This window comes from Pseudomonas sp. NBRC 111127, from assembly GCF_001320345.1.
GTDB lineage: Bacteria > Pseudomonadota > Gammaproteobacteria > Pseudomonadales > Pseudomonadaceae > Aquipseudomonas > Aquipseudomonas juntendi.
On the sequence record NZ_BCBD01000039.1, the window covers coordinates 13,458 to 38,761 of the forward strand.

Below are 25,304 nucleotides of genomic sequence, written 5' to 3' on the forward strand. Positions count from 1 at the left end.
CTCGCCGCCTCTCAGGTTGTAACAAGCAGACCGACGTGTCGTACGAATCCCCGCAAGCAGCCGCTGTCGCGTGGCTGCCGTATTCACGGCTGGCGACCGACATCGACCAGCCCACCCTTGACTGGCTGTTCGACGAAGGCTCACTGACCCGCCGCCTGACGCGCCTGGCCCACGATGACTTTTCCGTCACCCCTTTGTTCGAGGGCTGGCAGCCACTGCGCGCCGACGAATGCCAGGCACTGGGCATCGCTGTTGGCGCTGAAGGCTGGGTGCGCGAGGTGTACCTGCGCGGCCATGGCCAGCCGTGGGTGTTCGCCCGCAGCGTGGCCAGCCGCAGTGCCCTGGCGCGCGGCGGGTTGGACCTGGAACGCCTCGGCAGCCGTTCGTTGGGCGAGTTGCTGTTCTGCGACCAGGCGTTCATCCGCCACCCACTCGAAGTGTGCAGTTACCCACAGGCGTGGTTGCCGGCAGACGCCGCCCGGCCAGCGCTATGGGCTCGCCGCTCGCGTTTTGAACGTGACGGGCTGGACCTGCTGGTAGCCGAGGTGTTCCTGCCGGCGCTGTGGCAAGCGGCCAAGGAGGAAAATAGCTGATGTACCTGCAACTGCTCAAGTCGCTGAACCGCCTGCACCCGCGTGCCTGGGACTTTGTCCAGCTCAGCCGCATGGACCGCCCGATCGGTATCTACTTGCTACTGTGGCCCACGCTGTCGGCGGTATGGATTGCCGGCAACGGCTCGCCGACCCTGGCCAACGTGCTGATCTTCGGCCTTGGCGTGGTACTGATGCGCGCCGCCGGCTGCTGCATCAACGACTTTGCCGACCGCAAGGTGGATGGCCACGTCAAGCGTACCGCCGACCGGCCCCTGGCCAGTGGCCGCGTGCGCCCGCGCGAGGCGCTGGCCCTGTTCGCCATGCTTGTCGGGGTCAGTTTCCTGCTGGTGCTGTGCACCAATAGCCGCACCGTGTGGCTGTCGTTCGGCGCGGTGGCGTTGGCGTTCTGCTACCCGTTCATGAAGCGCTACACCTACTACCCGCAAGTGGTGCTGGGGGCAGCGTACTCGTGGGGCATTCCGATGGCGTTCACGGCCGCTGGCGGCGAACTGCCGGCCAGTGCCTGGCTGCTGTACATCGCCAACCTGCTGTGGACGGTGGGCTACGACACCTATTACGCCATGGTCGACCGGGACGACGACCTGAAGATCGGCGTGAAATCCACCGCCATCCTGTTCGGTGAGGCCGACCGTAGCATCATCCTGACCTTGCAGTTGTTGTCGCTGGGCTGCCTGTTGCTGGCCGGTAGCCGCTTTGACCTCGGCGGCTGGTTCCACCTGGGGCTGCTGGGGGCGCTGGCGTGCTTTGCCTGGGAGTACTGGTCGACACGCAAGCTGGACCGCGAGTCGTGCTTCAAGGCGTTCCTGCACAATCACTGGGCGGGGTTGCTGGTGTTCGTGGGGGTGGTTCTGGACTACGCGCTGCGCTGACAGCGTTAGCACCCCACCTTGTGGGAACGGGCTTACCCCGCCCCCACAGGCCGATTGAAAGCCCTTACGGCTTGGCGACGTGCCAAACGTCTTTCATGCCGTCACCGGTCATGTCGCCAGCCTTCTTGTCCTTGACGAAGGTATACAGCGGCTTGCCGTCGTAGGCCCACTGCATCTTGCCGTCGTCCCGCTTGATCTGCGTCCACTTGCCTTCAGCTTTTTCGCCGCCACTGGTCATCAAGGGCGGCCAGTTCTTGGCGCATTCGCCATTGCACATCGACTTGCCGCCGGTATCTTTGTCAAAGGTGTACAGGGTCATGCCGGCATGATCGACCCACATGCCATCCTTTTCCATTGCAGGTTGTGCCGAGGCCACCCCCGGAAGTGCCAGCGCAGTGAAAAGGGCCATCCAGCTCAGCGTATGTCGTGTCATTGGATTCACCATCGTTTCGGGGGGTAATGGGTTCGGGTTGCCAGAACCGCGGCCCTCTGTAGCCTAGTTCAGTCACGCAATGTCGCCAGAACGGCCAACGCCCTGTCACACAGCTGCAATAATTCCGTTATCTAATGCGGGCCAAGACACTGAATCCAGGAGAGGTTTTGAGCATGGTAGGCAGGAACATTCTGATCGTCGACGACGAAGCACCGATTCGCGAGATGATCGCCGTTGCCCTGGAAATGGCCGGCTATGACTGCCTGGAAGCGGAAAACTCCCAACAGGCCCACGCGATCATCGTCGACCGCAAGCCGGACCTGATCCTGCTCGACTGGATGCTGCCGGGTACCTCCGGCATCGAGTTGGCCCGCCGCCTGAAGCGCGATGAACTGACCGGCGACATTCCGATCATCATGCTCACTGCCAAAGGTGAAGAGGACAACAAGATCCAGGGCCTGGAAGTGGGTGCCGACGACTACATCACCAAACCGTTCTCACCGCGCGAGCTGGTTGCGCGGCTCAAAGCCGTGCTGCGCCGCACCGGCCCAAGCGACAGTGAGGCACCGATCGAAGTCGGCGGCCTGCTGCTCGATCCGATCAGCCACCGCGTGACCATCGACGGCAAGCCGGCTGAAATGGGCCCCACCGAATACCGCCTGCTGCAGTTCTTCATGACCCACCAGGAACGCGCCTACACCCGTGGCCAACTGCTGGACCAGGTGTGGGGCGGCAACGTCTATGTCGAAGAACGCACGGTCGACGTGCACATCCGCCGCCTGCGCAAAGCGCTGGGTGAGGCCTACGAGAATCTGGTACAAACCGTGCGCGGCACCGGCTACCGCTTCTCGACCAAGAGCTAGCTGCAAGCTGCAAGCTGCAAGCTGCAAGAAAGAGCATGTAGCATCAGGCTCGAAAAGGACTATCAGCACCACTGATCCGCTTCATCTTGAAGCTTGCAACTTGCAACTTGCAGCTTGCAGCCGGATCCGAAGGACCCATCAATTGAACCAGAACTGGCACGCGACACTGATTCGCCACCTGCTGTTGCTGATCAGCATCTGCCTGATCGGCGGGCTGATCAGCGGCTACTATGGCTGGAGCCTGGCCATTGGCCTGGCACTGTACCTGGCTTGGACCCTCAAGCAACTGCTGCGCCTGCATGACTGGCTCCGCAACCACCAGCCCGACGAGGCGCCGCCCGACGGCTATGGCCTGTGGGGCGAGGTGTTCGACAGCATCTACCACCTGCAGCGCCGGGACCAGCGTGTGCGGGGCCGCCTGCAAGCGGTGATCGACCGCGTGCAGGAGTCCACCGCTGCGCTGCGGGATGCGGTGATCATGCTCGACAGCGACGGCAACCTGGAGTGGTGGAACCGCGCCGCCGAGACCCTGCTGGGCTTCAAAACTCCACAGGACGGCGGCCAGCAAGTCACCAACCTGGTTCGCCACCCGCGCTTCAAGGAGTACTTCGAGGCAGAAAACTACCTCGAACCGCTGGAAATCCCCTCACCGATCAACGACCGCATGCGGCTGCAGTTGCACATCACCCGCTACGGCAACAACGAGCACTTGATGCTGGTGCGCGACGTCACCCGCATTCACCAGCTGGAACAGATGCGCAAAGACTTCGTCGCCAACGTGTCGCACGAATTGCGCACACCGCTGACCGTCATCACCGGCTACCTGGAAACCCTGCTGGACAACGTCGAGGACGTGAACCCGCGCTGGCGCCGGGCCTTGCAGCAGATGAGCCAGCAAGGCTCGCGCATGCAGACGCTGCTCAACGACCTGTTGCTGCTGGCCAAGCTGGAGGCCACCGATTATCCGTCGGACAACCAGCCAGTGCCGGTCGATGCCCTGCTGGCCGCCATCAAGAACGACGCCCAGGCGTTGTCTGGGCCGCGCAACCAGCGCATCACGCTGGAAGCAACCCCCGGCGTGCAGCTCAAGGGCAGCGAGTCGGAGCTGCGCAGCGCCTTTTCCAACCTGGTGTTCAACGCCGTCAAATACACCCAGGATGAAGGCGATATCCGCATCCGCTGGTGGGCCGATGCCCAGGGCGCGCATTTGTCGGTGCAGGACTCTGGCGTGGGCATCGATGCCAAACACCTGCCACGCCTCACCGAGCGCTTCTACCGGGTGGATTCCAGCCGGGCCTCGAATACAGGCGGCACCGGGCTGGGGCTGGCCATCGTCAAGCATGTGCTGATGCGCCACCGCGGCAAGCTGGAAATCAGCAGCGTCCCGGGGCATGGCAGTACCTTCACCTGTCATTTTGCCCCGGCACAATTGGTCAACAGCAAGGTCTGAGCAACTCAGGGCCCTTTGCTTTTGCAGCCCCAGCCGCTACATTGGATCCCCTGTGCCAGCAAGAGCTGGCACTTTTTTTCTCTCCATTTCTAAGACGGACCCCGTAAAAACTCCATCATGGACCCTTCCTCTGGTATCAGCCTCAGTTCGTTATTCGCCGATTTCGGCATGATCATCTTTGCCTTCCTGCTGGTGCTGCTCAACGGCTTCTTCGTGGCTGCAGAGTTCGCCATGGTCAAGCTGCGCGCCACCCGCGTGGAGGCCATTGCCGAAGAGCATGGCTGGCGCGGCAACATTCTGCGTAAAGTGCACAACCAGCTGGACGCTTACCTGTCAGCCTGCCAACTGGGTATCACCCTGGCCTCGCTGGGCCTGGGCTGGGTCGGTGAGCCGGCGTTTGCCCACCTGCTGGAACCACTGCTGGCGTATTTCGGCGTCGATTCACCGGAACTGATCAAAGGCGTGTCGTTCTTCGTCGCCTTCTTCGTCATTTCGTACCTGCACATCGTTGTCGGTGAGCTGGCCCCCAAATCCTGGGCCATCCGCAAACCGGAGCTACTGTCGCTGTGGACTGCCGTACCGCTGTACCTGTTCTACTGGGCCATGTACCCGGCCATCTACCTGCTCAACGCCAGCGCCAACACCATCCTGCGCATCGCCGGCCAGGGCGAGCCGGGGCCGCACCACGAGCACCATTACAGCCGTGAAGAACTGAAGCTGATCCTGCACTCCAGCCGTGGCCAGGACCCAAGCGACCAGGGCATGCGCGTGCTGGCTTCGGCCGTGGAAATGGGCGAGCTGGAAGTGGTCGACTGGGCCAACTCGCGCGAAGACATGGTCACCATCGACGCCCATGCGCCGCTGAAGCAGATCCTGGCCCTTGTGCGCCGCCACAAGTTCAGCCGCTACCCGGTGTACGACGCCGAGCGCGAGGAATTCACCGGCCTGCTGCACATCAAGGACCTGCTGCTGGAGCTGGCGGAGCTGGAGCACTTGCCCGAAGCCATCGACCTGGACGACCTCGCCCGGCCGCTTGAGCGCGTATCGCGCCACATGCCACTGGCCCAGTTGCTGGAGCAGTTCCGCAAGGGTGGTGCGCACTTTGTGCTGGTCGAAGAAGCCGATGGCAAGTTGATCGGCTACCTCACCATGGAAGACGTGCTGGAAGTGCTGGTCGGCGATATCCAGGACGAGCACCGCAAGACCGAACGCGGCATCCTCGCCTACCAGCCGGGCAAGCTGCTGGTCCGTGGCGACACGCCGCTGTTCAAGGTGGAGCGCCTGCTTGGGGTCGACCTTGACCATATCGAGGCGGAAACCCTGGCTGGCCTGGTCTACGAGACGCTAAAGCGCGTGCCTGAAGAAGAAGAGGTGCTGGAAGTCGAAGGGCTGCGGATCATCATCAAGAAGATGAAAGGGCCGAAGATCGTGCTGGCCAAAGTGCTCAAGCTGGATTGATGGCCATGGGGCTGCCGCGCAGCCCCTCTGGATTTGCGTATACCTGTAGGCGCGGCCTTGTGTAGCGACGGCCTGCCAAGCAGGCCCGACGCTCTCAAGGGTTACCCGCAGTAAAATCCGGCAAGCCGCTGAGCGGCCTGTCGAACCGGTAAGGGATCGACTCCAGCGCCAAGCCTACGTTGCGCTGCACCACGAAATGCAGGTGTGGCCCGGTGCTGTTGCCGGTATTGCCCGACTTGGCCAGCATCTGCCCCTGGCGCACCCGCTGCCCCTCCTTCACCACCACCGAGTCGCGCATCAGGTGCAGGTACACGCCCATGGTGCCGTCCGAGTGCAGCACCCTGACAAAGTTGCCCGACGGGTTGGGCTCGCGCCCGCTCTGGCCATTCTGCGTTTTCACCACCACCCCTTCGCGCGCCGCGATAATGGTGGTGCCTTCGGGCATGGCGATATCCATGGCATAGCGCCCCTTCGGCCCGAAATGGCTGACACGGCCATTGGGGCCCTGGGTCACGCGGAATGGCCCGCCAAGCCACGCGAACCCGTAGCGGAAGCCCTGCGGCCGCTTGCCCGGGTCACCCATGGCCTGCAGCAGGGTCGAGCGGTAATTCAGTAACAAACCGGGCCGTCCCCTCAGCACGCTGAGCATTTGGGTGGTGCCCGGTGGCAGCAGCCGGCGCACGATACGCGGGGCGTCACCGCCCTGGGCGTTCACCAGGTTGTCCAGGCGCAGCTCGACCTCGACCGGAACATGCAGTTGGTTGCGTGCCGAAAAGCTCACACCACCGTTGAACACTTTCGCGTTCAGAAACACTTGGCCTTCGAGCGTTTCGACCATGGGCTCAAGCAAATTCAACGGCCTGGCGCCAGGGCCGGGGCGGTCGGAATAGGAAATGACACCGGACTCGTCGGTGCTCTTGTAAAGGGTCACACCCAGGCTCGACGCCGAGGCCATGAACAGTGCACAGAACAGCAGCAGGCGCCCGGGCATGATAGTGGCTTTTTGACAGTTGAGGTCTGTCGAAGCCTAGCAGCAGGTTTAACGGCAAGTGTTGCAGTTGGTCGGATGGCTCAGGCCCCTGGGGTGAAATGCTTCTGCGCGGTGCCACGGGCAATCAGCCGCGACAGGTAATCGAGCTTCTGCGCATCCTGGTCGACGAACTTGAAGGTCAGTTGCAGCCAGTCGCTGTCCGGCTTGGGCTCCAGCGCCGCGACGGCGTGCAGATAGCCGTTCAGGCGGGCGACTTCGGCACTTTCGCCTTGCTCCAGGTCCAACACTGCACCTTCCAGCACTTGTGGCAGCACATCGCCGCGGCGTACCACCAGCAGGGCCTCTTTCAGGCTCAACGCCTTGATCACGCACGGCTGCATGCCACCGGCCAGGCGCAGTTGCCCTTGGCCCCGACCGGTCGGGGTGGCCGCGGCCGGCGTGGGCGCCTTGGCTGCTGGCCTGGCAGCAGCCGGTGCCAGTGCCGGCGCTGCAACCTTTACCGCCTCCGGCTTGCCAGCGGTCAGCGCACTCAAGGAATCGTTGGCGAACGCCGGGTTGGCGCGCGCCGGGGTGATGGCCATCAGGCTGTCGAGCTTGCCGATCTTGGTCAGGGCCTTTTTCACCTTGGTCAGCAACTGCTCGTTGGTGAATGGCTTGCCGACAAAATCGGAAACACCGGCCTGGATCGCCTGGATGACGTTTTCCTTGTCGCCACGGCTGGTCACCATGATGAACTGCAGCTGCTTCAACGCAGGCTGCTGGCGGCACCAGGTGAGCAATTCCAGGCCCGACATCTCGGGCATTTCCCAGTCGCACAGCACCAGGTCGAACGCCTCCTTGCCCAGCATGGCCATGGCCTTGCGACCATTGACGGCATCGTCGATCGTCATGCCCGGGAAGGCACTGCGCAGGCACTTGCGGACCAGGTCGCGGATAAACGGGGCGTCATCCACGACCAGCACATTCACTTTACTCATCGAAACTCCTTCTGAACCCGACTAGCCTACTGCCAAATACTGGCTACTTGCTACCACCTGGTAACGCCGGGCGTTCATCCGATCGTTCGCGGGTGCCTGCCGGCTCTCGGCCGTAAACGAAAACGCCCGGCCAAGGCCGGGCGTCGCTGCTCGGGGGCAACCTTACTTATCGTCAGATTCACCAGGAACATTAGCCTTTTCCCCATCGGTGGGCGCGGTGCCCTGCACTTCTGCAGTCATTCGCTTGAGGCCCATGTGACGCACATCGGTACCGCGGACCAGGTAGATCACCAACTCGGAGATATTGCGTGCATGGTCGCCGATACGTTCCAGTGAGCGCAGCACCCAGATCACGCTCAGTACCCGCGAAATCGAGCGCGGGTCTTCCATCATGTAGGTCACCAGTTCACGCAGGGCGGTCTTGTACTCCCGGTCGATGGTCTTGTCGTACTGAGCCACGGACAGTGCCAGGTCGGCGTCGAAGCGGGCAAAGGCGTCCAGCGCATCGCGGACCATGTTGCGCACCTGGTCACCGATGTGGCGCACTTCCACGTAGCCCCGTGGCGACTCGCCTTCTTCACACAGCTGGATGGCCCGGCGGGCGATCTTGGTCGATTCGTCACCAATGCGCTCCAGGTCGATCACCGACTTGGAGATACTGATGATCAGGCGCAAGTCGGAGGCCGCCGGCTGCCGACGGGCGAGGATACGCAGGCATTCCTCGTCGATATTGCGCTCCATCTGGTTGATCTGCTCGTCAACCTCGCGCACTTGCTGGGCCAGGCCCGAATCGGCTTCGATCAGCGCGGTGACCGCGTCGTTGACCTGTTTTTCAACCAGCCCGCCCATGGCCAGCAGGTGGCTGCGCACCTCTTCCAGCTCGGCGTTGAACTGCTGGGAAATGTGGTGGGTAAGGCTTTCTTTGTTGATCATGCTGTCGCTCCGCGAAGTTGCTAGCCGCTAGCTGCAAGCTTCAAGTGGTTCGTGTCGTTCCCTGGCTCCGCGCTAACCGCTTCATCTTGCAGCTTGCAGCTCGAAGCTTGCAGCTGCGCCAAAGGCGCTCTTAGCCGTAGCGCCCAGTGATGTAGTCTTCGGTCTGCTTCTTCGCCGGGTTGGTGAACAGGGTATCGGTGTCGCCAAACTCGACCAGCTTGCCCATGTACATGAACGCGGTGTAGTCCGAAACACGGGCAGCCTGCTGCATGTTGTGGGTCACGATGACGATGGTGTACTTGGCTTTGAGTTCGTAGATCAGTTCCTCGACCTTGAGGGTCGAGATAGGGTCCAGCGCCGAGCACGGCTCATCCAGCAGCAGCACCTCAGGCTCCACGGCGATGGTGCGGGCGATGACCAGGCGTTGCTGCTGGCCACCAGACAGGCCCAGGGCCGACTCGTGCAGGCGGTCCTTGACCTCGTCCCACAGCGCCGCGGCCTTCAACGCCCACTCGACGGCCTCGTCGAGCACGCGCTTCTTGTTGATGCCCTGAATGCGCAGGCCATATACCACGTTCTCGTAAATGGTCTTGGGAAACGGGTTGGGCTTCTGGAACACCATGCCCACACGGCGGCGCAGCTCGGCGACATCTTCGCCCTTGCGGTAGATGTTGTTGCCATACAAGTTCACGGCACCCTGTACGCGGCAACCGTCAACCAGGTCGTTCATGCGGTTGAACGTGCGCAACAAGGTCGACTTGCCGCAACCGGAGGGGCCAATGAACGCGGTCACGCGCTGCTTGGGAATGTTCATGCTGACATCGAACAAGGCCTGCTTGTCGCCGTAGAACAGGCTTAGCCCCGGTACCTCGATGGCCACGGTTTCTTCGGCCAGGCGCAGGCCCTGCTTGCTGCGGCCCAGGGCAGACATGTCGATGCCGTGGGTGTGGGATTCGTTCTGCATGGTTGACTCCGTTTGTAGCTGCAAGCTTCGAGCTGCAAGCTGCAAGTTTGGGCAAAGCGGCAATCTGCTTGGAGCTTGCCGCTTGTGGCTTAAAGCTTCAATCAGCTGTCCAGCGCCTTGTACTTTTCGCGCAGGTGGTTGCGGATCCATACCGCCGACAGGTTCAGGGCCGCGATCACCAGCACCAGCAACAGCGCCGTGGCGTAGACCAGCGGCCGCGCGGCTTCGACGTTGGGGCTCTGGAAGCCGACGTCATAGATGTGGAAGCCCAGGTGCATGATCTTCTGGTCCAGGTGCAGGTACGGGTAGTTACCGTCAACCGGCAGCGACGGCGCCAGCTTCACCACACCCACCAGCATCAGCGGCGCCACTTCGCCCGCAGCGCGGGCCACGGCGAGGATCATGCCGGTCATCATCGCCGGGCTGGCCATGGGCAACACAATCCGCCACAGCGTTTCGGCCTTGGTCGCACCCAGCGCCAGCGAGCCTTCACGCACCGTACGCGGGATGCGCGCCAGGCCTTCTTCGGTGGCCACGATCACCACAGGCACTGCCAGCAGCGCCAGGGTCAGCGACGCCCACAGCAAGCCTGGTGTACCCAGGGTTGGCGCGGGCAGCGCTTCGGGGAAGAACAGGCGGTCGATCGAGCCACCTAGCACATACACGAAGAAACCCAAGCCAAATACGCCGTAGACGATCGCCGGCACCCCCGCCAGGTTGTTCACGGCAATGCGGATCAGCCGGGTTACCGGCCCCTGCCTTGCGTATTCACGCAAGTAGACTGCCGCAAGCACGCCGAACGGGGTGACGATCACGGCCATGATCAGGGTCATCATCACGGTACCGAAGATGGCCGGGAAGATGCCGCCCTCGGTGTTGGCTTCACGCGGGTCGTCGCTCAGGAATTCCCAGACCTTGGCAAAGTAGGTGCGCAGCTTGGTAAAAGCAGACATGCCGTTTGGCTGGAGGGCGTGCACCACCTTGTTCAGGCTGATTTCCACTTCACGGCCGTTGCCATCGCGGGCCACCAGGCTGTCACGCGCGAGTGCCTGGTGCAGGCCGCCGAGGCGCGCTTCGATAGCCTGGTAGCGGCTGTTCAGTTCGGCGCGCTCGGCGTCCATGTCCGCCTGGGCGGTAGCGTCCAGCTTGCCGTCCAGCTCCAGCTTGCGGGCGTGCAGCCGCAGGCGCTCCAGGCCATGGTTGATGGCCCCGATGTCTTTCTTCTCCAGTTGCTGCAATTCACCGTTGAGCTGGTTGGCACGCTTGAGCCGCGCTTGCAACTCGCTCCAGGCAGCCGGGCCTTCGGCAACCACCCGGCCCTGTTCCTTGACGCTGACCAGGTAGCCATAGAAGTTGCCCCACTCGCGGCGCTCCAGGGCCATCAGGTCGGCCGGGCGCTGCTCGTCGACCAGCCAATCGCCGACCACCCAGGTGAAATCGCTGCCATAGAGGTCGCGGTTACCCACCTTGATCAGTTCACGGCTCATGAACTCCGGGCCCTGGTCCGGTACCGGCAGGCCGGCACCTTTGAGGCGGGCACGCGGCACGTCCTCCTGCTGCACCACTTCGCCAATCACCACCTGGCCAGCCTGGCCCGGCACCTGGTAGGTGGCCTGTACCAGGTCGGCCGGCCAGAAGTGGCCCAGGCCGCGCACGGCGATGACCGCCAGCAGGCCAACGGTCATGATCACCGCCATGGCCACTGCGCCGCCGCTCATCCACACACCGGGGGCGCCGCTCTTGAACCAGCCTTTGAGGGAATCCTTTTTCACGGATCGCTACCTTTCTATCAAAGCGACGAGTATTTCTTGCGCAGACGCTGGCGAATCAGCTCGGCCAAGGTGTTCATGACGAAGGTGAACATCAGCAATACCAGCGCGGCCAGGAACAGCACGCGGTAGTGGCTGCCGCCGACTTCCGATTCGGGCATTTCCACGGCCACGTTGGCGGCCAGGGTGCGCATGCCCTCGAACAGGTTCATTTCCATCACCGGCGTATTGCCGGTGGCCATCAGCACGATCATGGTTTCGCCCACTGCGCGGCCCATGCCGATCATCAGCGCCGAGAAGATGCCCGGGCTGGCAGTCAGGATGACCACGCGGGTCAGGGTCTGCCAGGGGGTGGCGCCCAGCGCCAGCGAGCCCAGGGTGAGGCTGCGCGGCACGCTGAACACGGCGTCTTCGGCGATGGAGTAGATGTTGGGGATGACCGCGAAGCCCATGGCGATGCCGACCACCAGGGCATTGCGCTGGTCATAGGTGATGCCCAGATCGTTGGTGATCCACAGGCGCATGTCGCCAGCAAAGAACCAGTTTTCCAGGTGCGGGCTCATGGCCAGGGCGAACCAGCCGATCAGCAGGATTACCGGGATCAGTATCGCCGCTTCCCAGCCGTCAGGTACACGCAGGCGTATCGCCTCTGGCAGGCGGGTCCAGGTGAAGCCCACCAGCAGAATGCCGAACGGCATCAGCAGGAACAGGCTGAAGACCCCCGGCAGGTGACCTTCCAGGTAGGGGGCAAGGAACAGGCCGGCGAAGAAACCGAGGATCACCGTCGGCATCGCCTCCATCAGTTCGATCACCGGCTTGACCTTGCGCCGCATGCCCGGGGCCATGAAGTAAGCGGTATAGATGGCGGCCGCGACCGCCAGCGGGGCTGCCAGGATCATGGCGTAGAACGCGGCCTTGAGGGTACCGAAGGTCAGCGGCGACAGGCTGAGCTTGGGCTCGAAGTCGGTGTTGGAAGCGGTCGACTGCCAGACGTACTTAGGCTCGTCGTAGTTCTCGTACCAGACCTTGCCCCACAACGCGCTGAAGGAAATTTCCGGGTGCGGGTTGCGCAGGCTCAGCGGCAGCAGCTTGCCGCCTTGTTCGATGATGATACGGTTGGCACGCGGCGACAGGGCCAGGATGCCCGGGCCTTCGGCGACGGGCTCGACCAGCAGCGTACGGTGCGCCGTACTGTGGAACACACCCAGCTGGCCGTTCGCGTCGAGCGCGATGAAGCCCTTGCGGCGCTCTTCGGCGTCGATCTGCACGATCGGTGCCTTGCCCAGCTGGAAGGTACGGATCTGCTTGAGGCGCGATTCGCCGTCCGGGTCGCGGGCCATGAACCACTGGGCCAGGCCGCCCCTGGAGTCACCGACGATCAGCGAAATGCCGCCCACCAGTTGCCCCGTGGCGGTCACTTCGGTGTCGGCACTGTCGGCCAGTTTATAGCGACCGTTGAGGCTCTTGTCGCGCAGGCTGAACACGTCGGCCGTGGCCCGGCCGTTGATCACGTACAGCCAGTGCTGCCGCGGATCGATGAAAATGTTCTTCACCACCTCGGTCATCTGCGGCAGGACGATGCGGTTCTGCTCCGTGGTGACTTCTTCGGTCAGCATGTTCTCGCTACGCGTCAACTCCAGCACCTGCAGTTGCGCACCGGTGGAGCCGGCCAGCACCAGAGTGTCACCGTTGGCATTGACGCTCACGTGCTCCAACGCACGACCCTGCTCGTCGAGCACGAATGGCTGCTCGCCGTAGGGGTAGTCGATGCTGGCGGTAATCGCCTTCTGGTTGTCCGGGTAGGTGATCTTGTAGGCGTGGTGGAACACCAGCGCCTGACCGTTGGACAGGCCCAGCACCACCAGCGGGCTGCCCGGCTGGTCGGCCCCGATCGAGGTGACCTGGGTACCGGCTGGTACCGGCAGGTCGATGCGCTTGAGCGCTTGGCCGGTCTTGGCATCGAAGAACAACGCCTGGCCTTTGTCCGAAACCCGCATGCCCACCAGGTTCTGCTCTTCCAGCGCGATCATCAGCGGCTTGCCGGCATCCTGCTGCAGCCAGGTTGGCTGCAGGGCTTGCTTGCGCGTCAGCTCGGCGCCCTGGAACAGCGGCAGCACTACATAAGCCAGGTAGAAGAAGATCAACGTAATGGCGGCCAAAACGGCAAGGCCGCCCACCAGCACATACCAGCGGGTCAGGCGGTCCTTGAGCGCGCGCAAGCGGCGCTTGCGTTGCAACTCGGGCGTATTGAAGTCAATGCGCACGGGCTGGGGTTTTTGGGTCATGTTGGAGTTGGCCAGATCATTCATGCGCACACCCTAGCGGTCCCGTGTGACAAAAACATTACAAAATGGTGACGCGCGAAAGCCCGCCGCACAGGTTACCTGGCTTCGGGCCGGGAATTCGTGGAAGAGGCCGGGCGGTGGCACCGGCCTCCCCTGCAATTACTTACTGCTTGGCAACGCTACCGGCATGCGACAGGCCCAAATCTGCCAGGGTCTTGTCGACGACCTTGGCCGGCAGCGGAATGTAGCCGTCCTTGACCACCACCTGCTGCCCAGCCTGCGACAGCACCAGCTTGACGAACTCGGCTTCCAGCGGTGCCAGTGGCTTGTTCGGCGCCTTGTTCACGTACACGTACAGGAAGCGCGACAGTGGGTAGGTGCCGTTCAGGGCGTTGGCTTCGTTGTCTTCAACGAACGCACTGCCTTCTTTCTTGGCCAGGGCTACGGTCTTGACGCTGGCGGTCTTGTAGCCGATGCCCGAGTAACCGATGCCGTTGAGCGAAGAGCTGATCGACTGCACGACCGAGGCCGAACCAGGCTGTTCGTTGACGTTAGGCTTGAAGTCGCCTTTGCACAGGGCCTCTTCTTTGAAGTAGCCATAGGTACCGGAGACCGAGTTGCGGCCGAACAGCTGGATCGGCTTGTTGGCCAGGTCGCCGGTCACACCTACATCACCCCAGGTCTTGACCTCGGCCTTGCCCCCACACAAGCGGGTCGAGGAGAAGATAGCATCGACCTGCGCCATGGTCAGGCCCTTGATCGGGTTGTCCTTGTGCACGAACACGGCCAGGGCGTCGACGGCAACGGGAATAGCGGTCGGTTTGTAGCCGTACTTCTGCTCGAAGGCTTGCAGCTCGACGTCCTTCATCTTGCGGCTCATCGGGCCGAGGTTGGCAGTGCCTTCGGTCAGCGCAGGTGGCGCGGTGGAGGAACCCGCCGCCTGGATCTGGATGTTTACGTTCGGATATTCCTTCTTGTAGGCCTCGGCCCACAGCGTCATCAAGTTGGCCAGGGTGTCGGAGCCGACGCTGGAGAGGTTGCCCGAAACACCGGTGGTCTTGGTGTACGTCGGGATCGCAGGATCGACAGCGGCTACCGCGTTGGCGGTTGCAACGCCAGCGGCGGCGAACGTGAGGGCCGCCATCAAACGCTTCAGTTTCATGCCTTGCTCCTAGCAGGAATATTGGGGTGCTGGATGGAACGGGCCCCAGTATCGGCAGGCCGCATGAACACGATATGACCTAATTGTGACAAATGGATTAAAGGCCATCATTTGTAGGGCCGCGCCAACCGCCAGCGCAGCTCAGCGTTTGTTGGCGAGCAGATAAACCCCTACGCCCAGCCCGACGGCACACAACCCCGCCACATAGTAGGCCGGCGCCATGGGGCTGATCTTGAGCAGCGCCGTCACCACCATCGGCGTCAGCCCGCCAAAGATCGCGTAGGCCACGTTGTACGAGAACGACAACCCACTGAAGCGCACCACCGCCGGGAACGCCTTGACCATCACATAAGGCACCGCGCCGATCACCCCCACGCACAGGCCGGTTACCGCATACAGCGGGAACAGCAACTCGGGCCGGGTTGGCAAGCTGTGGTAGAAGCTCCAGGAGGTTATCAGCAGCAACAGGCTGCCAATCACGAACACTCGGCCCGCGCCAAATCGGTCCGCCAGGCTGCCAGCGCTGATGCAGCCGAAGCTGAGCAGCACGATGGCCAGGCTGTTGGCCTTGAGCGAGTCGGTGGGGCTGATGTGGTAGATGCTCTGCAACAGCGCCGGGGTCATCAGGATGAGCACGACGATGGCCGCCGACAGCATCCAGGTCAGCAGCATCGACAAGATGATCGCGCCACGATGGTCGCGCAGCACCGCACGCAGCGGGAGCTCTTCTGCCAGGGCCTTGCGCTGCTGCATCTCGGCGAATACCGGTGTTTCGTGCAGCCAGCGGCGCAGGTAGACCGAGAACAGGCCGAACACACCACCCAGCAGGAAGGGGATGCGCCAGGCGTAATCCGCGACTTCTGCAGGGCTGTAAACTGTGTTGATCAGCGTGGCGACCAGCGACCCCAGCAGAATGCCCGAAGTCAGGCCGGCCGTGAGGGTGCCGCAGGCGTAACCGGTGTTACGCGCCGGTACGTGCTCGGAAACGAACACCCAGGCGCCCGGCACTTCCCCTCCGATCGCAGCGCCCTGGATAACCCGCATCAGCAGCAGCAGGATCGGTGCCCACATGCCGATCTGGGCATACGTTGGCAGCAGACCCATGATCAGCGTCGGCAGGGCCATCATGAAAATGCTCAGGGTGAACATCTTCTTGCGCCCGAGCAGGTCGCCAAAGTGGGCCATGATGATGCCGCCCAGCGGCCGCGCCAGGTAACCGGCCGCGAAGATGCCGAAGGTTTGCATCAGGCGCAGCCACTCGGGCATGTCGGCCGGGAAGAACAGCTTGCCGACCACCGTGGCGAAGAACACGAAGATGATGAAGTCGTAGAACTCCAGCGCCCCGCCCAGTGCGGACAGTGAGAGGGTCTTGTAGTCACTGCGGGTCAGCGGCCGCGAGGGCTGCTCGATACTGCTCGGCACGGAAGTCATCGCTGGTTGTTCTCTTTGTGGGGCATGCAGGCCGCTGGGCGCGCGGCTTCTGGATTGGGAGACCAGCGAAGATAGCAAATTGCCGAGGCGTGCTGATAGCGCTACCAAAACCCTACAGATATTCACGAATGTGCGGTCGTCGCTGGCCGTTATGCTCTATATACTGGCAACTCGTAGGAAAAGGTTGCGCCTAATGTGGGATGTTGTGCGAAAACGCCGGTCTTTATTGTCAGGCGGTTTCGCAGAGTTTCCCTACGGCCGCCCAGTGAAACGAAATCGGCGTAGTATGTTTCAAGCTGAATCGTTTACCCGGCCCTTGCGCCACACCAACGAAAGCGTCACGGGTCAGAGGCCCCATCGCATGATTGAGCTCGAACAAGAAGATCCTATCCCGCAGGGCGACCTGGCCTTGCAGATCACTGCACTCCCGCGCGAGACCAATGGGTTTGGCGACATCTTCGGCGGCTGGCTGGTCGCCCAGATGGACCTGGCCGGCACTGCCATGGCCAGCCGTGTCGCCGGTGGCCGGGTAGCCACCGTGGCCATCGACCGCATGGCGTTCCTCGTGCCGGTCGCCGTGGGCGCGCAGCTGTCGTTCTATACCCAGACCCTGGAAATCGGCCGTAGCTCGATCCAGATGATGGTCGAAGTGTGGAGCGACGACCCGCTGTCCAGCGAATGGCGCAAGGTCACCGAGGCGGTATTCGTCTTCGTCGCCATCGACGGCAGCGGTCGCACGCGCTCGGTGCCTCGTCGCTGAGCCTTGCCGGCGGTAAACTCATTGCAGGTGCCCGGGTCCAAGGCCCACTGGCAATCAATGAGACAAGTGCAATGGCAACCTTCCAGGTCGTAACCGAGCAACATGGCGAACTGAACTGCTGGCGTATCAGCAGCGACCACGCCGAACTCCTGATCGCCCAACAGGGCGCACAGATCCTCAGCTACCAGCGGGTGGGCGAGCCGCCACTGCTGTGGCTGAGCGACCAGGCCATCTTCGGCAAGGGCAAGTCGGTGCGCGCCGGGGTACCCGTGTGCTGGCCGTGGTTCGGCAACCTGCAGCGTAACCCCCAGGCTGTGCAGGCCATGTACAACGGTGCGCAGGCGCCTGCCCACGGCCTTGCGCGCGCCCGAGACTGGCAATTGCTGGGTATCGAGGAAGTCGGCCAGCAACTGCAGATCGAATTCGCGCTGCCAGAAGCGCAGGGTCAACTGCCCGACTGGCCGCATTCAGTCGAACTGAAACTGGTGATAGCGCTTGGCGAGGACCTGAAACTGAACCTCACCAGTCGCAACGTGGGCACTGCACCAGTCACCATCAGCCAAGCCCTGCACAGCTACTTTGCGGTCAGTGACGTGCGCCAGGTCCAGGTCGAAGGGGTGGAGGGGCTGAGTTACATCGAAACCTTGGCTGACTGGCAGCAGCGCCAGCAGCAGGGGCCGCTCACGTTCACCGGGGAGACTGACCGGATCTACCTCGGCGCCCCGCAAACGCTGAGCATTGTCGACCCGCACTGGAACCGGCGGATAACCCTGACCAGCAGTGGCTCGCGTTCGGCGGTTATCTGGAACCCCTGGACCGAACGGGCCAGGGAGCTGCCGGACATGGCCGATGAGGGTTGGCAACGGATGCTGTGCATCGAGACGGCGAATGTGTGGGATGACCTGGTGGAGTTGAAGCCTGGGGCCAGTCATTCGCTGGGCGTGGTGCTGGCTAGCGAAGCGCTTTGAGTACCCGGGACCGCTGCGCGGTCCTTTCGCGACACAAGGCCGCTTGTGTCTTGAGAGGGGATTAGAATCTGCAGCCGCAGGTGCCTAGAGCACGAGCAGGAGCAGAAGCTGTCATTCACCGTTCCACTTGTGGGAGCGGGCGTGCCCGCGAACACCGGCGCAGCCGGTGCCAGACACCGCGTCGCCTGCTTCGCGGGCAAGCCCGCTCCCACAATGAATCGCGCAGGCTTTTCAAATTTTGGGAAAGACAGTTGCTCCTACTGGCGATCGCGTGCCGTTGCAGGTGCGGCCTTGTGTGGCGAGGGCTCAGAGGTCGGCGTCTTCCACCACCCTCACCTTTGCGGCATCCAGCGCATAGGCGGCATCGGCCAGATCATTGCTGACCTTCTCCACCTTCAATTTGCCGGTGACCCACAGTGGGGTGTAGATGTCATCGATCTTCAGGCCTTTCGGGTAGCGCACCAGCACCAGCTGATTGGGCGGCGGAGGCGGTACATGGATGCACGCGCCCGGGTACGGCACCAGGAAGAACAACGTGCTGTTACCCTTGGCGTCGCTTTCCAGCGGCACCGGGTAACCGCCCAGGCGGATGTCCTTGCCATTCATGGCTGGCACGGTCTTGGTGGAATACATCACCGCCGGCAGACCCTTGCTCTGCTTGAGGCCGCCCTTGTCGGTGAAGGTACCCATGGCTTCCGGCGAGTTATGGTCGATTTCGGGCATCTGCTCGAGCGCCTTCTGGTCCGACTTGGGCATCAGTTCAAGCCAGTCGGTTTCAGGCAGTTCGGCATGGGCCAGGGTGCTGGCCAACAGCAGGGGCAGGAGAAAAAAGGCACGCATGACAATGCTCGGCAACTCGATGGAATTGCCGAGCATTCTAACCGGTATTCAGCGTTTCTTGATGAACCCGTAGATCACCAGAAGGACAATGGCACCGACCAGCGCGCCGAAGAAGCCCGCTGCCTGCCCAGCCTGGTAAATGCCCAGCGCCTGGCCGCCATAGGTGGCCAACAGCGAACCGGCAATACCCAGCAGGATGGTCATGATCCAGCCCATGCTGTCGTCGCCTGGTTTGATGAAGCGGGCCAGCAGGCCGACGATGAGGCCGATGAAGATGGTTCCGATGATGCCCATGGCAATCCCTCTGCAGTGAAAATGGAACAAGTCAAAGCCTAGACAGCACTTCGGCTTGTTGCCATTTCAGAGGGCAAGCCACTGGTAGAAGTTCGATCAGTTGCTGATCAGGGCCTCTACCTCGGCAATTTTGCGCTCGAGGGTAGCCATGTCGTGGCAGCGCAGGGTGGCGTGGCCAACCTTGCGGCCGGCCTTGAAAGCCTTGCCGTAGTGGTGCAGGTGGCAGCCATCGATGGCGATCACCTTGTCCACGGCAGGCACTTCACCGATGAAGTTGAGCATCGCACTTTCGCCCACCTTGGCGGTGGAGCCCAGCGGCAGGCCGGCCACCGCGCGCAGGTGGTTCTCGAACTGGCTGCATTCGGCACCTTCGATGGTCCAGTGACCGGAGTTGTGCACGCGCGGGGCGATTTCGTTGGCCTTCAGGCCACCGTCGACTTCGAAGAACTCGAACGCCATCACGCCCACGTACTCCAGCTTTTGCAGTACACGGCCTACATAGTCTTCAGCCAATGCCTGCAACGGGTGTGCCTGGCTGGCCACCGACAGGCGCAGGATGCCGCTCTCGTGGGTGTTGTGCACCAGCGGGTAGAAGCGGGTTTCGCCATCACGGGCCCGTACGGCCACCAGCGAGACTTCGCCGGTAAAGGGTACAAAGCCTTCCAGCAGGCAGGGCACACTGCCCAGTTCGGCGAAGGTATCAACCACGTCCTCAGGCGTGCGCAGCACCTTCTGGCCCTTGCCGTCGTAACCCAGGGTACGGGTTTTCAAAACGGCTGGCAGGCCGATGCTGGCGACTGCGGCGTCGAGGTCGGCTTGCGAGAGGATGTCGGCGAAAGCCGGGGTAGGAATACCCAGGTCGCGGAACATGCTTTTCTCGAACAAGCGGTCCCGGGCGATGCGCAGCGCTTCGGCACTGGGGTAGACCGGTACGAACTGCGAGAGGAAAGCCACGGTTTCGGCCGGGACGCTCTCGAACTCGAAGGTCACCAGGTCAACTTCGTCAGCCAACTGGCGTAGGTGCTCCTGATCGCCGTAATCGGCCCGCAGGTGCTCGCCCAGAGGCGCAGCGCAAGCATCTGGCGCCGGGTCGAGGAAAGCGAAATTCATGCCCAGCGGGGTACCCGCCAGGGCCAGCATGCGGCCCAGCTGGCCGCCACCGATTACACCGATCTTCATGGGTTGAGCCTCAAGCCTGGCGCGGGTCTGGGTTGTCCAGCACGGTGTCGGTCTGTTCCGTGCGGAATTGCTTCAGCGCAGCGTGGAATTGCGGGTATTTGGCGCCCAGGATGCTGGCCGACAACAGCGCCGCATTGACTGCACCCGCACGGCCGATGGCCAGGGTGGCAACCGGTACGCCGGCGGGCATCTGCACGATCGACAGCAGCGAGTCGACGCCCGAGAGCATCGACGACTGCACCGGCACGCCCAGCACCGGCAGGTGGGTCTTGGCGGCGCACATGCCCGGCAGGTGGGCAGCGCCACCAGCACCCGCGATGATCACCTCGATGCCCCGGCCCTCGGCCTCTTCGGCGTACTGGAACAGCAGATCCGGGGTGCGGTGGGCGGACACCACCTTCACTTCGTAGGGAATGCCGAGTTTTTCCAGCATATCGGCGGTGTGGCTAAGGGTGGACCAATCGGACTTGGAGCCCATGATCACGCCAACCAGTGCACTCATCGTCGAGCCTCTCCTGCAAGCGCCTTCTGGCGCGCTATAAAGCAACAAGCCACGCGGGTAGGCCGGCGTGGCTTGTCATACGGATTCTAATCGGCCCGGTGGCCGAAGGCGCGGGATTGTAGCGTACTTGCAGGCGGGCCGCCCACCCCTGCAAGCACATGACAGATAAAAGGGCAAGCTGTCTCGCGGGACAACTTTTTCCGGCTGCGATGCGTAACGGCAGTTGCAAGAGGATTGAACACCACTGTTCAACCTTCTCGGAGAAAAAGATGGCCAGATCATTTCTTGCCTCACTGCTGGTTTACATGACGATGGCCCTTCAGGCCTCCCCCACATGGGCTGCGAGAACCTTGGTGGTTACTATCTATCCGCACGATGAACTAGCCGATGTCAGCAACAAACAGATCGATAAAGACTACGTGCAGCCGTGGCTGGAAGAAATGCGCAGAATCAGCGATCACTCAATTGAGATCGTCTTCGCGCGTGATGTTGCAGGCATTACCGATATTCCTTATCGCCAGATGCCTCCAGAAGAGACCCACAGGGTCTTCACCGCTGCAGCGCATCCACAGTTCAGGTGGCAGAAATCGATTTTGCTGACGCGCGATAGTTTCGGCATCAATAGCGAAGGCGAAGAATACCTTGGCCTGGCCAAATTGGGCTATGCCCACGCGATCGCCTCACTGACCAGCTATGGCACCCTGGGGCATGAACTGGGTCACTTGATGAACGCCAATCACGAGGCAGCAGAGATACGCTACAACCCATGGCCATGCGAGACCTTTGTTTATCCGGCCCGCTTCTCGCTTCGGGCCAATTGCTACCGCTACAGCGACCAGAACAGAGCGACCATCGCCAATCACCTTGATCACGCGCTTCGTAACTGAAGAGGCTCACTCTGGCGCAGGCGTATTTTCCAGCTTGCGCCAGAGTAGCCGCACATTGGCCTTGCGCACCAGGGCACAGCGGTACAGGCGGATTTCCAGTGGTACATGCCACTGGCTGCCTCCGCAGATCGCCAATTCACCGCGTTCCAGCTCACCCCGCATCGAAAGCCGCGGCACCCAGGCGATGCCCATGCCTTCCAACGCCATGCTCTTGAGGCTGTCCGCCATGGCGGTTTCATAAACGGTGGTATAGCGCACATTGCGCTGGCGCAGCAGCAGGTTGACCGACCGCCCGAGGAAGGCCCCTGCGGTATAAGCCAGCAGTGGCACGCTACTTTCACCTTCCAGGTCGAACATGGGCCTGCCGTCGGCGCCCACCGCGCATACCGGCACCATTTCGGTATTGCCCATGTGCAGCGACGGGAAGATCTCGGCATCCATCTGCAAGGCGGCGTCCGGGTCGTAGAACGCCAGCATCAGGTCGCAACCGCCCTCGCGCAGTGCATGCACGGCATCCCCCACGTTAGTCGCAACCAGGCGAGTGGCGATATTCAGGCCGTCATTACGCAGCTGCGCTACCCAACGCGGGAAAAAGCCCGACGCCAACGAGTGCGCTGCAGCCACCTGAATCACCTCCCCCTGGCCACCTTCCAAGTGATGCAAATGGCGGAGAATTTCACCCAACTGGTCGACAACCGTGCGCGCGGTAACCAGAAACAGCTGCCCTGCCTCGGTCAGCTCTATCGGCGTGCGGGAACGGTTCACCAACTGCAGGCCCAACGCTGCCTCAAGGCTGCGGATACGCCGACTGAAGGCCGGTTGGGTGACGAAGCGCCGCTCTGCCGCCTGGGAAAAACTGCGGGTGGCGGCCAGCGCACTGAAATCTTCCAGCCATTTGCTTTCAAGGTTCACGAAGCACATCTCCCGTCGTGCACCAAAATGGAACACGCTCGAATTTCGATTGGCGTCACATGAATCACTATGCCGTTTGTGCATAGGTTAGCGTGCAACAGCATTGGCCGCAAAATCCCCTTAAGGCCTAGGATTGGCGCCATTCCGGCATGTGCCGGGTCAACATCGAGATGATATACATCATGTCCGCTGCTGCATCGTTCCGCGTCGAAAAAGATCTGTTGGGCACCCTGGAAGTACCTGCCGATGCTTACTACGGCATCCAGACCCTGCGCGCTGCCAACAACTTCCACCTCTCCGGTGTTCCGCTGTCGCACTACCCGAAACTGGTAGTGGGCCTGGCGATGGTCAAGCAGGCTGCTGCCGACGCCAACCGTGAGCTGGGGCACCTGAGCGATGCCAAGCATGCTGCCATCAGCGCCGCCTGCGGCCGCCTGATCAAGGGCGACTACCACGAGCAGTTCGTGGTCGACATGATCCAGGGTGGCGCCGGTACGTCCACCAACATGAACGCGAACGAAGTCATCGCCAACATCGCGCTGGAGGCCATGGGCCACCAGAAGGGTGAGTACCAGTACCTGCACCCGAACAACGATGTGAACATGGCGCAGTCGACCAACGACGCCTACCCGACGGCCATTCGCCTGGGCCTGCTGCTGGGTCACGACGCCCTGCTGGCCAGCCTCGAAAGCCTGATCCAGGCATTCGCCGCCAAAGGCAAGGAATTCGACCACGTACTGAAGATGGGCCGCACCCAGCTGCAGGACGCCGTGCCGATGACCCTGGGCCAGGAATTCCGTGCCTTCGCCACCACCATGACCGAAGACCTGCAGCGCCTGCGCTCGCTGGCGCCGGAGCTGCTGACCGAAATCAACTTGGGCGGTACCGCCATCGGCACCGGCATCAACGCCGACCCTGGCTACCAGGCCCTGGCCGTACAACGCCTGGCAATCATCAGCGGCCAGCCGCTGGTACCGGCTGCCGACCTGATCGAAGCCACCTCCGACATGGGTGCCTTCGTGCTGTTCTCCGGCATGCTCAAGCGCACCGCGGTCAAACTGTCGAAGATCTGCAACGACCTGCGCCTGCTGTCCAGCGGCCCACGCACCGGCATCAACGAAATCAACCTGCCAGCGCGTCAACCAGGCAGCTCGATCATGCCAGGCAAGGTCAACCCGGTTATCCCGGAAGCCGTCAACCAAGTCGCCTTCGCCATCATGGGCAACGACCTGGCCCTGACCGTTGCTGCCGAAGGTGGCCAGCTGCAGCTGAACGTCATGGAGCCGCTGATCGCCTACAAGATCTTCGACTCGATCCGCCTGCTGCAACGCGCCATGGACATGCTGCGCGAGCACTGCATCGTCGGCATCACCGCCAACGAGCAGCGCTGCCGTGAGCTGGTCGAACACTCGATCGGCCTGGTCACCGCCCTGAACCCATACATCGGCTACGAAAACGCCACCCGTATCGCCCGCGTTGCCCTGGAAACCGGCCGCGGCGTGCTGGAACTGGTGCGTGAAGAGAAGCTGCTGGACGAAGCAATGCTCAACGACATCCTGCGTCCGGAAAACATGATCGCGCCACGCCTGGTTCCGCTGAAGGCGTAACCGGCTGCTGCACACTGTCTCACCAGGTTAAGGGACTAGACACCTCTCAACCTTTCCAAGCCCGGGCTTATGCACCGGGCTTTTTTTTGCCTGCTGGCTTGCGCGGGCGCGTGACCTGCCTACACCGGTAGACGTGGGAGCGGCCTGGCGCCGCAAAGGGGCTGCACTGCGGCCTTTGAATATCGGCACACAACTTGCTCCATAATGTGTTCCAGGCCCACGGGATTACCCAGCATGCTGCACAGCCACCTGACCACCCTCAACGCGGTTTCGCTGATACTCAACGTCTTCCAGGCAGACGGTGCTGAGGCTTCGGCGCTGCTCGCCGGTAGCGGCATTGGCCCGGCAGACCTGGGGCACGCCGACGCGCGTATCACCACACAGCAGGAACTGCAAGTGTGTGCCAACGCCGTGGCCCGGCGCGAAGACATCGGCCTGGAGCTGGGTCAGCGCATGCATGTGTCGTGCTATGGCATGCTCGGTTACGCCCTGCTCTCCAGTGCCACTTTGGGTGACGCCCTACGCCTGGCGCTGCAGTATCCGGCACTGCTGGGAACAGTCTTCTCGCTGCGCTTGCGCGACGATGGCCAACGCGTCTGGTTCAGCGCCAGCGAGTACCACGACAACCCGGCATTGAGCGCTTTCAATGCCGAGTTCTGCCTGGTTTCGCTGAAAGTCATCTGTGACGACCTGCTTGGCCGCCCGCTGCCGCTGTTGGGGGCACGCTTCGAGCACCCTCGGCCTGACTACCATGCACGCTATGCCGGTGCGTTCCAGTGCCCCGTGGTGTTTGCGGCGCAAGACAATGCCTTTGCGTTCGAGCGGCGCTGGCTGGATACGCCGCTGCCGTTGGCTGACCCGATTACCCACAAAGCCATGAGCGAACGCTGCCGGCGCCTGAACCTGGAATTCACGGGTCGCCAGGCCTGGCTGGGGCGGATTCGCCAGTTGCTCACGCAACAGCTGGACGCCGCGCCAGGGCTGGACGGGCTGGCGCGGCAGATGAACTGCTCGTCGCGCACGCTGCGCCGGCATTTGCAGGCGCTGGGTAGCAGTTATCAGCAGCTGCTGGACGAACTGCGGTTCGAGCGGGCCAAGCAGTTGCTGGCCGATGAGCAGATGCCAATCTACCGCATTGCCGAAACCCTGGGGTTCA

The 25,304-nt window shown here is 62.4% G+C and carries 24 protein-coding genes; 10 read left to right on the top strand and 14 right to left on the bottom strand.

Annotated elements, in window-relative coordinates:
* Positions 1 to 35: 35 nt before the first annotated feature.
* Together APH30_RS09930 and ubiA are read left to right on the top strand one after the other, a co-directional pair.
* Complete coding sequence (locus tag APH30_RS09930) at positions 36 to 593, top strand: chorismate lyase (RefSeq protein WP_054912420.1); 558 nt, start codon at positions 36 to 38, stop codon at positions 591 to 593.
* The gene (ubiA, locus tag APH30_RS09935) at positions 593 to 1,483 is read left to right on the top strand and encodes a 4-hydroxybenzoate octaprenyltransferase (protein WP_054912421.1); all 891 of its coding nucleotides are present in this window, start codon (positions 593 to 595) and stop codon (positions 1,481 to 1,483) included. The genes APH30_RS09930 and ubiA overlap by 1 nt, the downstream gene beginning before the upstream one ends.
* A 64-nt stretch (positions 1,484 to 1,547) precedes the next feature.
* Here ubiA and APH30_RS09940 read toward each other — a convergent pair whose 3' ends face one another.
* Positions 1,548 to 1,916, bottom strand: a complete 369-nt coding sequence (locus APH30_RS09940) for a hypothetical protein (RefSeq protein WP_033690727.1) — start codon at positions 1,914 to 1,916, stop codon at positions 1,548 to 1,550.
* Positions 1,917 to 2,089: 173 nt separating this feature from the next.
* Between APH30_RS09940 and phoB the strand changes: the two genes are divergently transcribed.
* The 3 genes from phoB to APH30_RS09955 all read left to right on the top strand — a co-directional run bounded on the left by phoB (position 2,090) and on the right by APH30_RS09955 (position 5,687).
* Positions 2,090 to 2,779: a phosphate regulon transcriptional regulator PhoB gene (gene phoB / locus APH30_RS09945; RefSeq protein ID WP_003253341.1), complete on the top strand. Its 690-nt coding sequence runs from the start codon at positions 2,090 to 2,092 to the stop codon at positions 2,777 to 2,779.
* Between the two features lie 142 nt (positions 2,780 to 2,921).
* Complete coding sequence (phoR, locus tag APH30_RS09950) at positions 2,922 to 4,229, top strand: phosphate regulon sensor histidine kinase PhoR (RefSeq protein WP_054912422.1); 1,308 nt, start codon at positions 2,922 to 2,924, stop codon at positions 4,227 to 4,229.
* Between the two features lie 117 nt (positions 4,230 to 4,346).
* On the top strand, positions 4,347 to 5,687 hold the full coding sequence (locus APH30_RS09955) for a hemolysin family protein (protein ID WP_054912423.1): 1,341 nt from the start codon (positions 4,347 to 4,349) through the stop codon (positions 5,685 to 5,687).
* Between the two features lie 94 nt (positions 5,688 to 5,781).
* Here APH30_RS09955 and APH30_RS09960 read toward each other — a convergent pair whose 3' ends face one another.
* The 8 genes from APH30_RS09960 to APH30_RS09995 form a co-directional block, all read right to left on the bottom strand.
* Entirely contained in the window at positions 5,782 to 6,678 is an 897-nt protein-coding gene (locus tag APH30_RS09960; protein ID WP_009684512.1) for a peptidoglycan DD-metalloendopeptidase family protein, read from the bottom strand.
* 80 nt (positions 6,679 to 6,758) lie between these two features.
* The gene (locus tag APH30_RS09965) at positions 6,759 to 7,655 is read right to left on the bottom strand and encodes a response regulator (protein ID WP_054912424.1); all 897 of its coding nucleotides are present in this window, start codon (positions 7,653 to 7,655) and stop codon (positions 6,759 to 6,761) included.
* A 162-nt stretch (positions 7,656 to 7,817) separates the two neighbouring features.
* Entirely contained in the window at positions 7,818 to 8,588 is a 771-nt protein-coding gene (gene phoU / locus APH30_RS09970; RefSeq protein WP_029886885.1) for a phosphate signaling complex protein PhoU, read from the bottom strand.
* Positions 8,589 to 8,718: 130 nt separating this feature from the next.
* A complete protein-coding gene (gene pstB / locus APH30_RS09975) occupies positions 8,719 to 9,552 on the bottom strand; it encodes a phosphate ABC transporter ATP-binding protein PstB (RefSeq protein ID WP_009684509.1) in 834 nt (277 codons plus the stop codon).
* 101 nt (positions 9,553 to 9,653) lie between these two features.
* Positions 9,654 to 11,270, bottom strand: coding sequence for a phosphate ABC transporter permease PstA (gene pstA, locus APH30_RS09980; RefSeq protein ID WP_174824186.1), 1,617 nt, complete (start codon positions 11,268 to 11,270; stop codon positions 9,654 to 9,656).
* Positions 11,271 to 11,341: 71 nt separating this feature from the next.
* Complete coding sequence (locus tag APH30_RS09985; protein WP_054912426.1) at positions 11,342 to 13,630, bottom strand: ABC transporter permease subunit; 2,289 nt, start codon at positions 13,628 to 13,630, stop codon at positions 11,342 to 11,344.
* Positions 13,631 to 13,769: 139 nt separating this feature from the next.
* Positions 13,770 to 14,768, bottom strand: a complete 999-nt coding sequence (locus APH30_RS09990) for a phosphate ABC transporter substrate-binding protein PstS (protein WP_009684506.1) — start codon at positions 14,766 to 14,768, stop codon at positions 13,770 to 13,772.
* Between the two features lie 141 nt (positions 14,769 to 14,909).
* Complete coding sequence (locus APH30_RS09995) at positions 14,910 to 16,199, bottom strand: MFS transporter (protein ID WP_009684505.1); 1,290 nt, start codon at positions 16,197 to 16,199, stop codon at positions 14,910 to 14,912.
* Positions 16,200 to 16,560: 361 nt separating this feature from the next.
* On the opposite strand from APH30_RS09995, the gene APH30_RS10000 reads away from it, so the two are divergent.
* Complete coding sequence (locus tag APH30_RS10000) at positions 16,561 to 16,959, top strand: acyl-CoA thioesterase (protein ID WP_003253317.1); 399 nt, start codon at positions 16,561 to 16,563, stop codon at positions 16,957 to 16,959.
* A 71-nt stretch (positions 16,960 to 17,030) separates the two neighbouring features.
* Positions 17,031 to 17,927 carry a D-hexose-6-phosphate mutarotase gene (locus APH30_RS10005; RefSeq protein WP_054912427.1) on the top strand — a complete coding sequence of 299 codons (897 nt, stop codon included), beginning with the start codon at positions 17,031 to 17,033 and terminating at the stop codon, positions 17,925 to 17,927.
* A gap of 306 nt (positions 17,928 to 18,233) precedes the next feature.
* On the opposite strand, the gene APH30_RS10010 is transcribed toward APH30_RS10005, so the two are convergent.
* The 4 genes from APH30_RS10010 to purE form a co-directional block, all read right to left on the bottom strand.
* A complete protein-coding gene (locus APH30_RS10010) occupies positions 18,234 to 18,767 on the bottom strand; it encodes a DUF3299 domain-containing protein (RefSeq protein WP_033690729.1) in 534 nt (177 codons plus the stop codon).
* Between the two features lie 48 nt (positions 18,768 to 18,815).
* Positions 18,816 to 19,061 carry a GlsB/YeaQ/YmgE family stress response membrane protein gene (locus APH30_RS10015; protein ID WP_009684502.1) on the bottom strand — a complete coding sequence of 82 codons (246 nt, stop codon included), beginning with the start codon at positions 19,059 to 19,061 and terminating at the stop codon, positions 18,816 to 18,818.
* A gap of 96 nt (positions 19,062 to 19,157) precedes the next feature.
* Positions 19,158 to 20,240, bottom strand: coding sequence for a 5-(carboxyamino)imidazole ribonucleotide synthase (locus APH30_RS10020; RefSeq protein WP_029886439.1), 1,083 nt, complete (start codon positions 20,238 to 20,240; stop codon positions 19,158 to 19,160).
* Positions 20,241 to 20,250: 10 nt separating this feature from the next.
* Positions 20,251 to 20,742 (bottom strand): 5-(carboxyamino)imidazole ribonucleotide mutase, encoded by a 492-nt coding sequence (gene purE, locus APH30_RS10025; protein ID WP_009684500.1) that lies wholly within the window; start codon positions 20,740 to 20,742, stop codon positions 20,251 to 20,253.
* Positions 20,743 to 21,011: 269 nt separating this feature from the next.
* Here purE and APH30_RS10030 point away from each other — a divergent pair, with 269 nt between their 5' ends.
* On the top strand, positions 21,012 to 21,629 hold the full coding sequence (locus APH30_RS10030; RefSeq protein WP_156326421.1) for a hypothetical protein: 618 nt from the start codon (positions 21,012 to 21,014) through the stop codon (positions 21,627 to 21,629).
* Between the two features lie 6 nt (positions 21,630 to 21,635).
* Here the strand turns inward: APH30_RS10030 and APH30_RS10035 are convergent, their stop codons facing one another.
* Positions 21,636 to 22,541 (bottom strand): LysR substrate-binding domain-containing protein, encoded by a 906-nt coding sequence (locus APH30_RS10035; protein ID WP_161891645.1) that lies wholly within the window; start codon positions 22,539 to 22,541, stop codon positions 21,636 to 21,638.
* A gap of 182 nt (positions 22,542 to 22,723) precedes the next feature.
* Here APH30_RS10035 and aspA point away from each other — a divergent pair, with 182 nt between their 5' ends.
* Entirely contained in the window at positions 22,724 to 24,148 is a 1,425-nt protein-coding gene (gene aspA / locus APH30_RS10040) for an aspartate ammonia-lyase (RefSeq protein WP_029886441.1), read from the top strand.
* A 234-nt stretch (positions 24,149 to 24,382) separates the two neighbouring features.
* On the top strand, positions 24,383 to 25,304 hold a 922-nt coding region (locus APH30_RS10045; protein ID WP_054912429.1), incomplete at its 3' end, for an AraC family transcriptional regulator.